Source organism: Pseudomonas sp. RIT-562 (assembly GCF_026241895.1).
GTDB lineage: Bacteria > Pseudomonadota > Gammaproteobacteria > Pseudomonadales > Pseudomonadaceae > Aquipseudomonas > Aquipseudomonas mandelii_F.
In genome coordinates, this window is record NZ_JAPJIV010000003.1 from 347,476 (window position 1) to 358,464 (window position 10,989).

Consider the following 10,989-nt stretch of genomic DNA (forward strand, 5'->3'; position numbering starts at 1 on the left):
TAGAATGTCCCGCATTCTCTTCTGGTGACAGCGATATGACTGATCAGCGCAAAGGCAGCGATGCCGAACCCACCACTCACTTCGGTTTCAAAAACGTTCCGGAAAGCCAAAAAGCGGAAAAAGTCGCTGAGGTTTTCCACTCCGTAGCCGCCAAGTACGACCTTATGAACGACCTCCTGTCGGGCGGCATGCATCGCCTGTGGAAGCGTTTTGCGATCGAGCTGTCGGGTGTTCGCACCGGTAATCGGGTGCTGGACATCGCTGGCGGCACCGGCGACCTGACCAAAAAATTCTCGCACCTGGTCGGCCCTACCGGCCAAGTCGTGTTGGCCGACATCAACGAATCCATGCTCAAGGTCGGTCGTGACCGCCTGCTGGACCTGGGTGTGGCCGGCAACGTCGAATTCGTCCAGGCCGACGCGGAGAAACTGCCGTTCCCGGACAACCATTTTGACTGCGTGACCATCGCTTTCGGCCTGCGCAACGTGACGCACAAGGAAGACGCCCTGCGCTCGATGCTGCGCGTACTCAAACCGGGCGGCCGCTTGCTGGTGCTGGAGTTCTCCAAACCGACCAACGCGCTGATGTCCAAAGCCTACGACGCCTACTCGTTCGCCTTCATGCCGTTGATGGGCAAGCTGATCACCAACGACTCGGAAAGCTATCGCTACCTGGCCGAATCGATCCGCATGCATCCGAACCAGGAAACCCTGAAGTCGATGATGGTCGAGGCCGGTTTCGACCGCGTGACTTATCACAACATGACCGCAGGCATCGTCGCCTTGCATCGCGGCATCAAACCCTGATGTTGCTGGCCGGCCTGCTCGCCAGCGTTGAACTCGGTCTTAACCGGGTGCTGCGCCTCGACAGCACGGCATTGCCGCGCCTGGCGCATTTGAGCGGCAAGGTGATCGCTGTCGATTGCCGCAGCCCGGCATTCCAGCTGTTCATCCTGCCCAGCGACGAAGGGTTGATGCTCGCCTCCCAATGGGCAACCGGCGCCGACTGCACCCTGCGTGCCCCGGCCTCAAGCCTGTTGAAACTGGCCATGAGCAAGGACAAGACCGCCGTGCTGCATGGCCCGGAAGTCGAACTCGACGGCGACAGCGGTGTACTGCTGGAACTGGCGGCGATCCTTCAGGACCTCGAGCTGGACTGGGAATACGAGCTGTCGCGCTGGCTTGGCCCGGTGGCAACCCAACTGGTCGGCGGTCATTTGCGCAGCCGTGCCCGTTGGTACCAGCAAGGATTTGTCAGCCTCGGCCAAAACCTGGGCGAATACCTGGCCGAAGAATCGCGCACCCTCGTCGGGCAGCGCGAAGCCGAAGCCCGTTTCAGTGAACTGGACCAGATCAAACTCGATCTGGAACGTCTCGAGGCGCGTTTCGAGCGCCTTTCCCGATCCCTCGACCCAAGCGATAACGCATGAAGCTGCTTGCCGTCCGCCGTTTGTTGCGCATCCAGCGCGTAGTGATTCGTTACCGCCTCGATGACCTGCTGTTCGCCCTGCCGCTGCCCTGGTTCCTGCTGGCGCTGCGTTATGCATTGCCGTGGCGCTGGTTCCCGCGCAAGACGCTGGAGCTGAGCCGCGGCGCTCGCTTGCGCCTGGCGCTGCAGGATCTTGGGCCGATATTCATCAAGTTCGGGCAGATCCTGTCCACCCGCCGCGACCTGCTGCCGGAAGACATTGCCGATGAACTGATGATGCTGCAGGACCGTGTGCCGCCATTCGATTCGCAGGTGTCGATCAGGCTGATCGAAGAGCAACTGGGCAAGAAGATCAGCGAAGTGTTCAGCCGTTTCGACGTCGAACCACTGGCCTCGGCTTCGGTGGCACAGGTGCACGCTGCGCAGCTGAAGACCGGTGAGGAAGTGGTGGTCAAAGTGATCCGCCCTGGCCTCAAGCCGATCATCGCCCAGGATCTGGCGTGGCTGTTCATCCTGGCTCGTGCGGCAGAAAAGCTCTCGGCCGATGCGCGCCTGCTGCACCCGGTGGACGTGGTCCTGGACTACGAAAAAACCATTTACGACGAACTCGACCTGCTGCGCGAAGCCGCCAATGCCAGCCAGCTCAAGCGCAACTTCGAAGGCTCGCCACTGCTCTACGTGCCGCAAGTCTATTGGGACTGGTGCCGGCCGAAAGTGCTGGTGATGGAGCGCATCTACGGCATCCAGGTCACCGACCTGGCGACTCTCGCCGACCAGCGCACCGACATGAAGATGCTCGCCGAGCGGGGTGTCGAAATCTTTTTCACCCAGGTGTTCCGCGACAGCTTTTTCCATGCCGACATGCACCCGGGCAACATCTTCGTCAGCACTGTCAATCCGTGGAGCCCGCAGTACATTGCGATCGACTGCGGCATCGTCGGCAGCCTGACCCCGGAAGACCAGGACTACCTGGCCCGCAACCTGTTCGCCTTCTTCAAGCGCGACTATCGGCGAGTGGCCCAGCTGCATATCGATTCGGGCTGGGTGCCAGCGGAAACCAAACTCAACGAATTCGAAGCGGCGATCCGTACTGTGTGCGAGCCGATCTTCGAAAAACCGTTAAAGGATATTTCATTCGGCCAGGTGCTGATGCGCCTGTTCCAGACCGCTCGACGCTTTAACATGGAAGTGCAGCCGCAGCTGGTGCTGTTGCAGAAAACCCTGTTGAACATCGAAGGCCTGGGCCGTCAGCTGTACCCGGACCTCGACCTGTGGAACACCGCGCAGCCGTTCCTCGAACGCTGGATGCGTGAGCGCGTCAGCCCAAAAGCCTTGTTGGGCAACGTGCAGAGCCAGTTCGAACAACTGCCGCACCTGGCCAACATGGCCCGCGACCTGCTCGAACGCATGTCCCAGCCCCACGCGTACGACCCGCCGCCACCCTGGCATCGCCGGCGTGACGACTGGTTCCTGCGCCTGCTCGGCACCGCTCACCTGGCGGGCGGCGCCGTACTCGCGATTGGCGGGCCGTTAAACGAATTGGCTTATTGGCCAGCCGGAATCATGATGGCGGTCGGTTTGTATCTGGTCGTTCGCCGATAGCCAGTTGTGTCATCCGCTGGCACACTGTTTGAACGTTGGACTCCGCTAATGAAGTGCGGAGCCCGCTGTCGGAGTCGAAGATGAAAAACTGGCTGGACGAAATCAAGTGGGACGCCGATGGCCTGGTGCCCGCGATTGCCCAGGATCACAAGACCGGGCGCGTCCTGATGATGGCCTGGATGAACCGTGAAGCACTGCAGCTGACTGCCGCCGAGAACCGTGCCATCTACTGGTCACGTTCGCGCGGCAAACTGTGGCGCAAGGGTGAGGAGTCCGGGCATGTGCAGACCCTGCATGAAATGCGCCTGGACTGTGACGCCGACGTAATCATCCTGATGGTCGAGCAGATCGGCGACATCGCCTGTCATACCGGCCGCCAGAGCTGCTTCTACCGCGTTTATGAGAACGGCGACTGGACAACCGTCGACCCGGTTCTCAAAGACCCGCACGCCATTTATTCCTCAGGACACAAACATGAGTGACACCCTGACCCGCCTGGCCGAAGTGCTGGAAGAGCGCAAGGGCGCCGCCGCCGACAGCTCGTATGTTGCCAGCCTGTACCACAAGGGGCTGAACAAGATTCTGGAAAAAGTCGGCGAAGAATCGGTCGAGACCATCATTGCCGCCAAGGACGCCGCCATCAGCGGCGACTGCAGCGATGTCATCTACGAGACCGCCGATTTGTGGTTCCACAGCATGGTCATGCTCGCCCAACTGGGGCAGCATCCACAGGCTGTACTCGATGAACTGGACCGTCGTTTCGGTCTGTCCGGACACGCCGAGAAAGCCTCGCGCCCGTCCGCCTGAACAACTATTAGAGAGGAGCAGCAATATGGGCATTTTTGACTGGAAACACTGGGTCGTCATCCTGGTTGTCGTCGTGCTGGTATTCGGTACCAAGAAACTGAAAAACCTCGGCACCGACGTCGGCGAGTCGATCAAGGGCTTTCGCAAAGCCATGAACGATGACGAAAAACCTGCTGATCCGAGCGTCACCCCGGCACAACCGGTACCACCTGTGCAGCCACAGGCCACCCCAGTGAACCCGCCGCACACCATCGATGTGCAGGCACAAAAAGTCGAAGAGCCAATTCGCAAAGACGTGTGAGCACTGACTAATGTTTGGTATCAGCTTCTCTGAACTGCTGCTCGTCGGCCTCGTTGCCCTGCTGGTGCTGGGCCCCGAGCGCCTGCCGGGCGCCGCGCGCACCGCCGGCCTGTGGGTCGGTCGCCTGAAGCGCAGCTTCAACGCGATCAAACAGGAAGTTGAACGTGAAATCGGCGCCGACGAGATTCGTCGGCAGCTGCACAACGAACACATCCTGTCCCTGGAGCAGGAGGCGCGGAAGATCTTCACGCCGACCCAGCAGGAGCCGACTCCAGTGCAGCCCGTGGCAGAGCCGACAATTCATGCCCCGACGCCCGTAGTCGAGCCGGCCATCAGTGCTGAACCCGCACCGGTCGCCACTCCTGCGGTGCCGCCTCTGGTTGAACCTGCCACACCCGCGGCTGCGCCTATTGCGCCTGCCCCTCATGACCCAACACTGCCGCCGCGAGCCCCATGAGCGATCTCCCAGAAAATGACCAGCACATGCCGCTGGTTTCGCACCTCACCGAGTTGCGCACCCGCCTGCTGCGTTGCGTAGCGGCGATCTTCATCGTCTTCGCCGGGTTGTTCGCGTTCACCCAGCAGATCTATACCTTCGTCTCCACGCCGCTGCGCCAATACTTGCCAGAAGGCGCGACGATGATCGCCACCGACGTGTCGTCGCCGTTCCTGACGCCGTTGAAGCTGACGATGATGGTTTCGTTGTTCCTGGCGATCCCGGTGATCCTGCACCAGATCTGGGGCTTCATCGCGCCAGGCCTGTACAAGCACGAGAAACGCATCGCGGTGCCGTTGCTGATGTCCAGCATCCTGCTGTTCTACACCGGCATGGCGTTCGCCTATTACCTGGTGTTCCCGCTGATCTTCAAATTCTTCGCTGCCGCGACTCCCGCCGGCGTGGAAATGATGACCGACATCACGAGTTACCTCGATTTTGTCATGACCCTGTTCTTCGCCTTTGGCGTGGCCTTCGAAATCCCCGTGGCCGTGGTGTTGCTGGTGTGGATCGGCGTGGTCGACGTCAAATACCTGAAGAAAATCCGCCCGTACGTGATCATTGGCTGCTTCGTGGTCGGCATGATCCTCACGCCACCGGACATTTTCTCCCAGACCCTGCTCGCCATACCGATGTGGCTGCTGTTTGAGATCGGCATCCTGTTCGGCAGCCTGATCAGCAAGCGCGGTGAGCACCCGGACGACCAGCCGGCTGACGACTCCAACGACCAGCCGCCAGCGACCCAGCCGTGAACCTGCTGCTTCTCGAAGAAGCCGATTTCATTGCGGCCGATCGGGTGATCCTGCGTGATCGCCGCCTGACCCACATGCAGGAAGTGCATCGTTCACAAGTTGGTGACAGCCTGCGAGTCGGCAGGATTGGCGGCCTCATGGGGTCCGCCGAACTGTTGCGCCTGGATACTGCCGAAGCCGAATTGCGCGTTACCCTCGACCAGCCACCGCCGGCCAAGCTGCCCCTGACCATGGTGCTGGCCCTGCCACGCCCGAAAATGCTCCGCAGGGTGTTCCAGACCGTTGCGGCCATGGGCGTGCCGCGGATCATCCTGGTGAACAGCTATCGAGTCGAGAAGAGCTTCTGGCAAACGCCGTTCCTGGAGCCGGAAGCGATTCGCGAGCAATTGATCCTTGGCCTCGAACAGGCGCGGGACACTGTATTGCCGCAGATCACCATCGAGAAGCGTTTCAAACCGTTCGTCGAAGACCGGCTGCCGGCAATCACGGAAGGCACCCTCGGCCTGGTTGGCCATCCCGGCAACTACCCGCCATGCCCCCGTGGCCTGGATGAAGCGGTGACCCTGGCAATCGGCCCGGAAGGTGGATGGATCCCTTACGAAATCGACCTGCTGGCCAAATCCGGCCTACAACCGGTGCAACTGGGCGACCGCATCCTGCGAGTGGAAACCGCCGTAACCGCGCTGCTGGCCCGCCTCTTCTAAACAGCACGAAATCTCCCCGTAGGAGCTGCCGCAGGCTGCGATCTTTTGATCTTGGCGCTGGTAAGTGCGCCAAAAGATCGCAGCCGTCGGCAGCTCCTACAGGTTCCGAGATACCTGCCGATACAACTCCCATAAAACCTACGTGTGGTTCGAGGGAGTTGCAGCATGTACCAATCGCTAGCCGATAAACTGGGGAACGTCAGCGTCAATCGCAAACTGGGAGTCGGTTTCGGCTTGGTGTTGCTGCTGACCTGCCTGATTACCTTCACCGGCTGGACGGGCCTCAGCGGTGTGATGAGCCGGGGCGACAAGCTCGGCTTCATTTCCGGCCTGATCGAGCTGAGCAAAGACCTGCGCATCGCCCGCCTCGACTACGACATGCATCGCGGCGAACAGGGCCCCGGAGCCGTCAACGACTTGCTCGGCCAACTGGAAACCGGCCTGAGAACCGCTCGCAGCCTGATCGAACAACCTGCCGATGCGGCCATGGTCGACCAGCAACTGGCAGCCGTCGGTGAATACAAACGCGCCTTTGCCGACATGACCCAGGCAACCGCCGCGCGCGAAGATGCCAGGAGCAAACTCGGGGCCACCGCCGACAACGCCGTGGCGCAAGTCAGTGCAGTCGAGAAATCCCTGCTGCAAGGCGAGAGTGTTGCCGACTACAGCCAGGTCATTGAACTGAGCAAATTGCTCCAGCAAGCGCGCTACCAGGTTCGCGGCTACACCTACAGCGGCAAGGCCGAAGCCGAGCAGCCCGCGCTGGACGCCATCGACGCCGCCCTGAAAAGCCTCGACAGCCTTCCCGCCAAATTGCCTGAGCAGCACCTCGCCAACCTGCAGCAGGCTACCGAGTCGCTGAAGGCCTACCGCGCCGCCGTCAGCCAGTTCCGCGACTCCCAGGTGGCAAACGCCACTGCGCTCAAACACATGAGCGCCCAGGGCGACATCCTGATCGACCTCAGCAAGAAGCTCACGGCTTCGCAGACCATCGTCCGCGACACCGACGCCGCACATGCGAAGAACCTGCTGTTGCTGGCCACCCTGCTCGCCTTGGCCTTCGGCCTGCTGGCCGCCTGGGCCATCACCCGCCAGATCGTCATACCGCTGAGCCAGACCCTCAAAGTCGCCGAGCGCATCGCCGCCGGTGACCTGACCCACAATCTGCTGTCTCGCCGCCAGGATGAGCTGGGCCAACTGCAGCGCGCCATTCAAAGCATGACCCAAGGCTTGCGCGAATTGATCAGCGGTATCAGCGACGGCGTCACACAAATCGCCAGCGCCGCCGAAGAGTTGTCGGCCGTCACCGAGCAGACCAGCGCCGGGGTCAACAGCCAGAAGGTCGAAACCGACCAGGTGGCAACTGCCATGAACGAAATGACCGCAACCGTGCAGGAAGTCGCGCGCAATGCCGAAGAGGCCTCCGAAGCCGCTGTGGCAGCCGACCAGCAGGCCCGCGAGGGTGACAAGGTAGTCGGCGAGGCCATCGCCCAGATCGAGCGTCTGGCGCTCGAAGTGGGCAATTCGACCGAGGCCATGGGCCATCTCAAACGCGAAAGCGACAAAATCGGCAGCGTCCTCGACGTGATCAAGTCTGTAGCCCAGCAAACCAACCTGCTGGCGCTTAACGCAGCTATTGAAGCCGCCCGCGCCGGTGAAGCCGGACGTGGTTTTGCCGTAGTCGCCGACGAAGTCCGCAGCCTCGCCCAGCGCACCCAGAAGTCCACCGAGGAAATCGAAGAGCTGATCGTTGGCCTGCAAGCTGGCACCCAGCAAGTGGCGACCATCATGGACAACAGCCGCAGCCTGACCGACAGCAGCGTCGAACTGACCCGCCGCGCCGGTGGTTCCCTGGAAAGCATCACCCGCACGGTTTCAGCGATCCAGTCGATGAACCAGCAAATCGCCGCGGCCGCCGAGCAACAAAGCGCGGTAGCGGAAGAGATCAATCGCAGCGTGTTGAATGTGCGGGACGTGTCCGAGCAGACCTCGGCGGCCAGCGAAGAGACCGCAGCGTCCAGTGTCGAGCTGGCGCGTCTTGGCACTCATCTGCAGATGCTGGTGGGGCGGTTCAAGGTCTGAGTTGATGCGCATGCCTCGGTTCACACATGTGGACCGAGGTGATGTCATCGCGAGCAGGCTCGCTCCTACATTGGAATGCGTTTCCCTGTAGGAGTGAGCCTGCTCGCGATGGCGGCCGAAAGGCCGCCCCTGTCACAGAACCTGGCGCAAGAAGGCCTGCGCCCGCGGGTCCTTCGGCGCATCAAAGAACTCGGCTGGCGAGGCATCTTCCAACAACTTGCCGTGATCGAAGAACAACACCCGATCCGCCACTTCCCGCGCAAAACCCATTTCGTGTGTCACGCAGACCATGGTCATACCCTCCACGGCCAGGGTCTTCATCACGTCCAGCACCTCACCGACCATTTCCGGGTCCAGTGCCGAAGTCGGCTCATCGAACAGCATCACCTTCGGTTCCATCGCCAGCGCCCGGGCAATCGCCACGCGCTGTTGCTGACCGCCAGACAGGCGCGACGGAAATTCGTTGGCCTTCTGCGCGATCCCGACTTTTTCCAGCAGCGCCATGGCCTTGGCCTCGCGCTCCTTCTTGCCGCGTTTGCGCACGACTTTCTGGGCGAGGCAGAGGTTTTCCAGCACGGTCATGTGCGGGAACAGGTTGAAATGCTGGAACACCATACCGACTTCACGGCGATAGGCATTGACGTCAGTTTTCGGGTCGGCCAGCTGCAGGCCGTCGATGCTCACCGAGCCTGAATCGAATTCCTCCAGACCGTTGAGGCAGCGCAGGAAGGTCGACTTGCCGGAACCGGACGGACCGATCACGACCAGTACTTCGCCCTTGGCGACGGTCGTGCTGACGTTATCCACCGCACGCACCACCTGGCCACGGGTATCGAAGACTTTTACCAGATCGCGGACTTCAATCACTTTGCGCGAGCCTCCGCTCAAGCCGGCTGGCGATTTTCGACAGCGGCAGGTTGATCAACAGGTACAGGCCGGCGACGCAGAACAGGATTTCGAACGGCGAGAACGAGGTGGTGATGACTTCCCGGCCGCTCTTGAGCAGCTCGGTAATGGCGATTACCGACACCAGCGAAGTGTCCTTGACCAGGCTGATGAACTGCCCGGCCAGCGGTGGCAACACTCGCTTGAACGCCTGCGGCAGGACCACATGACGCATCGACTGGCCGGCGCTCAAACCCAATGATCGAGCGGCCTCGTTTTGCCCGCGAGCAATCGACTGTACGCCGGACCGGATGATTTCCGCGACGTAGGCGCCGGTAAACAGCGACAGCGCGGCGATCCCGGCGAATTCCCGGGACAGGTTCATCACGGTGCCGATGAAGAAATAGAAGATGAAAATCTGCACCAGCAGCGGCGTGCCGCGCACCAGTTCGACATAGATGGTCGACAGGTCGCGCAGGGTCGGATTGCTGGACAGCCGGCACAGGCCGGTCGCCAGGCCAATCAGCAGGCCGAGCACACCCGAGACCACCGACAGCCATAACGTGGTCCACAAGCCCCACAACAGCGGCCCTGCAGCCCAATGACGAGTAACGCCAACGACATCGCCTTCCGCCACGTCATCGCCCTGGGCGACTTGCAGGCTGTTCTCATCGACGATCAGGTGCTGCTCGTCGCCAGCGTCGTTGCGCAGGGTGACTTCAGCCTTGTCGCCCTTGCGCACCAGTTCGCTGACGGTGGAGATGTCGGCGGCACGCTGGGACTCTTCGGCGTGGTAGGCGAAGTATTGCGGCACACGATTCCAGCGCCATTCGTAGGACATCAGCGAGGTGGCGTAGTACAAGGCGCCGGCCAGGCCGATCAGCACCAGCACAGTTAAAACGTGCCAGGGCCATTGGGCTTTTTTCTGTTTCATTGCAGGTTCCGGGATTTGTGTTGCCTTGGAGGCCGTCATCGCGAGCAGGCTCACTCCTACATTGGAATGCGTTTCCCTGTAGGAGTGAGCCTGCTCGCGATGGCGGCGACGCGGTCTAACTGAGCGCCGCTTACTCCATGTCCTTCAGCCAAGCGGTGTCCTTGAACCACTTGTCATGGATGCGATCGTAGGTGCCGTCTTCGTGGATCTGGTGCAGGAAGTTGTTGATGAAGTTGAGGCTGTCGTAGTCGCCCTTCTTCAGGCCAAAGACCAGCGGCTCGTAGGTGAACGGCTTATCGAGGAATACCAGCTTGCCAGCACCGACCTTGTTCACCGCTACCACGTTGTACGGCGCGTCGTAGATAAAGGCATCGGCCTTGCCGTTGACCACGTCGAGCACGGCTTCCTGCTCGTTGTCGTAGCCGTGGTACTTGGCCTTGGAGATCAGTTTCTTCGCGACCATCTCGCCAGTGGTGCCGAGCTTGGAGGTGATGCGGTAGTCCGCGGTGTTCAGGTCTTTATAGGACTTGATGGTGCCTTCCAGCTCCTTGCGGATCAGCAGGGTCTGGCCAACGACGATGAAGGGGTCGCTGAAATTCAGGCGCAGATTACGCTCCTGGGTCAGGGTCATGCCGCTGCCGATCATGTCGAACTTGTCGGTCATCAGGGCCGGGATGATGCCGTCGTAGCCGGTGGATACCAGCTCCAACTTGACGCCCATGGCCTTGGTCATGGCTTTGAGGATGTCGACTTCGAAACCGATGATTTCGCCGCGCTTGTTGGTCATTTCAAACGGCATGTAGGTCGGGTCCATCCCGACTTTCAACGTGCCGCGCTTGACCGCGTCATCGATGGCACCGGCCTGCGCCGTGCCGACTGCAACCAGTGCCGTGACGCCGACCAGCAGCATCGAAAGATACTTCTTCATCATCAAGTCCCCAAAACCATTGCGTTATGAGGCGCGCAAACGGCGGGTTTCCCTGGGGAAACCGGCAGAT

At 61.0% G+C, this 10,989-nt stretch carries 13 protein-coding genes; 10 read left to right on the top strand and 3 right to left on the bottom strand.

Annotated elements, in window-relative coordinates; genetic code table 11:
- Window positions 1-35 precede the first annotated feature (35 nt).
- The 10 genes from ubiE to ORL50_RS06460 all read left to right on the top strand — a co-directional run bounded on the left by ubiE (window position 36) and on the right by ORL50_RS06460 (window position 8,172).
- Entirely contained in the window at window positions 36-806 is a 771-nt protein-coding gene (gene ubiE / locus ORL50_RS06415; RefSeq protein ID WP_007948968.1) for a bifunctional demethylmenaquinone methyltransferase/2-methoxy-6-polyprenyl-1,4-benzoquinol methylase UbiE, read from the top strand.
- The gene (locus tag ORL50_RS06420) at window positions 806-1,429 is read left to right on the top strand and encodes a ubiquinone biosynthesis accessory factor UbiJ (protein WP_266011253.1); all 624 of its coding nucleotides are present in this window, start codon (window positions 806-808) and stop codon (window positions 1,427-1,429) included. Before ubiE ends, ORL50_RS06420 begins: the two co-directional genes overlap by 1 nt.
- A complete protein-coding gene (gene ubiB / locus ORL50_RS06425) occupies window positions 1,426-3,030 on the top strand; it encodes a ubiquinone biosynthesis regulatory protein kinase UbiB (RefSeq protein WP_266011255.1) in 1,605 nt (534 codons plus the stop codon). The genes ORL50_RS06420 and ubiB overlap by 4 nt, the downstream gene beginning before the upstream one ends.
- 80 nt (window positions 3,031-3,110) lie before the next feature.
- Entirely contained in the window at window positions 3,111-3,512 is a 402-nt protein-coding gene (gene hisI / locus ORL50_RS06430; protein WP_266011257.1) for a phosphoribosyl-AMP cyclohydrolase, read from the top strand.
- Window positions 3,505-3,837 carry a phosphoribosyl-ATP diphosphatase gene (locus ORL50_RS06435; RefSeq protein WP_008047820.1) on the top strand — a complete coding sequence of 111 codons (333 nt, stop codon included), beginning with the start codon at window positions 3,505-3,507 and terminating at the stop codon, window positions 3,835-3,837. The genes hisI and ORL50_RS06435 overlap by 8 nt, the downstream gene beginning before the upstream one ends.
- A gap of 25 nt (window positions 3,838-3,862) precedes the next feature.
- The gene (locus ORL50_RS06440; RefSeq protein WP_045061961.1) at window positions 3,863-4,138 is read left to right on the top strand and encodes a twin-arginine translocase TatA/TatE family subunit; all 276 of its coding nucleotides are present in this window, start codon (window positions 3,863-3,865) and stop codon (window positions 4,136-4,138) included.
- 10 nt (window positions 4,139-4,148) lie between these two features.
- A complete protein-coding gene (gene tatB / locus ORL50_RS06445) occupies window positions 4,149-4,595 on the top strand; it encodes a Sec-independent protein translocase protein TatB (protein ID WP_266011262.1) in 447 nt (148 codons plus the stop codon).
- Window positions 4,592-5,386: a twin-arginine translocase subunit TatC gene (gene tatC, locus ORL50_RS06450; protein ID WP_266011264.1), complete on the top strand. Its 795-nt coding sequence runs from the start codon at window positions 4,592-4,594 to the stop codon at window positions 5,384-5,386. Before tatB ends, tatC begins: the two co-directional genes overlap by 4 nt.
- Window positions 5,383-6,090 (top strand): 16S rRNA (uracil(1498)-N(3))-methyltransferase, encoded by a 708-nt coding sequence (locus tag ORL50_RS06455; RefSeq protein ID WP_266011266.1) that lies wholly within the window; start codon window positions 5,383-5,385, stop codon window positions 6,088-6,090. Before tatC ends, ORL50_RS06455 begins: the two co-directional genes overlap by 4 nt.
- Before the next feature lie 165 nt (window positions 6,091-6,255).
- A complete protein-coding gene (locus tag ORL50_RS06460) occupies window positions 6,256-8,172 on the top strand; it encodes a methyl-accepting chemotaxis protein (RefSeq protein WP_266011268.1) in 1,917 nt (638 codons plus the stop codon).
- Between the two features lie 132 nt (window positions 8,173-8,304).
- On the opposite strand, the gene ORL50_RS06465 is transcribed toward ORL50_RS06460, so the two are convergent.
- The 3 genes from ORL50_RS06465 to ORL50_RS06475 form a co-directional block, all read right to left on the bottom strand.
- Complete coding sequence (locus tag ORL50_RS06465) at window positions 8,305-9,039, bottom strand: amino acid ABC transporter ATP-binding protein (protein WP_266011270.1); 735 nt, start codon at window positions 9,037-9,039, stop codon at window positions 8,305-8,307.
- Window positions 9,032-9,991: an amino acid ABC transporter permease gene (locus tag ORL50_RS06470; protein ID WP_266011272.1), complete on the bottom strand. Its 960-nt coding sequence runs from the start codon at window positions 9,989-9,991 to the stop codon at window positions 9,032-9,034. The genes ORL50_RS06465 and ORL50_RS06470 overlap by 8 nt, the downstream gene beginning before the upstream one ends.
- A gap of 130 nt (window positions 9,992-10,121) precedes the next feature.
- Window positions 10,122-10,919, bottom strand: coding sequence for a transporter substrate-binding domain-containing protein (locus ORL50_RS06475; protein WP_266011274.1), 798 nt, complete (start codon window positions 10,917-10,919; stop codon window positions 10,122-10,124).
- Window positions 10,920-10,989 lie beyond the last annotated feature (70 nt).

Coding starts and splice junctions, on each gene's coding strand:
- tatB (WP_266011262.1), top strand. CDS start 4,149: ATGTTTGGTATCAGCTTCTCTGAACTGCTGCTCGTCGGCCTCGTTGCC.
- tatC (WP_266011264.1), top strand. CDS start 4,592: ATGAGCGATCTCCCAGAAAATGACCAGCACATGCCGCTGGTTTCGCAC.
- ORL50_RS06420 (WP_266011253.1), top strand. CDS start 806: ATGTTGCTGGCCGGCCTGCTCGCCAGCGTTGAACTCGGTCTTAACCGG.
- ubiB (WP_266011255.1), top strand. CDS start 1,426: ATGAAGCTGCTTGCCGTCCGCCGTTTGTTGCGCATCCAGCGCGTAGTG.
- ORL50_RS06440 (WP_045061961.1), top strand. CDS start 3,863: ATGGGCATTTTTGACTGGAAACACTGGGTCGTCATCCTGGTTGTCGTC.
- ORL50_RS06470 (WP_266011272.1), bottom strand. CDS start 9,991: ATGAAACAGAAAAAAGCCCAATGGCCCTGGCACGTTTTAACTGTGCTG.
- ORL50_RS06435 (WP_008047820.1), top strand. CDS start 3,505: ATGAGTGACACCCTGACCCGCCTGGCCGAAGTGCTGGAAGAGCGCAAG.
- hisI (WP_266011257.1), top strand. CDS start 3,111: ATGAAAAACTGGCTGGACGAAATCAAGTGGGACGCCGATGGCCTGGTG.
- ORL50_RS06475 (WP_266011274.1), bottom strand. CDS start 10,919: ATGAAGAAGTATCTTTCGATGCTGCTGGTCGGCGTCACGGCACTGGTT.
- ubiE (WP_007948968.1), top strand. CDS start 36: ATGACTGATCAGCGCAAAGGCAGCGATGCCGAACCCACCACTCACTTC.
- ORL50_RS06460 (WP_266011268.1), top strand. CDS start 6,256: ATGTACCAATCGCTAGCCGATAAACTGGGGAACGTCAGCGTCAATCGC.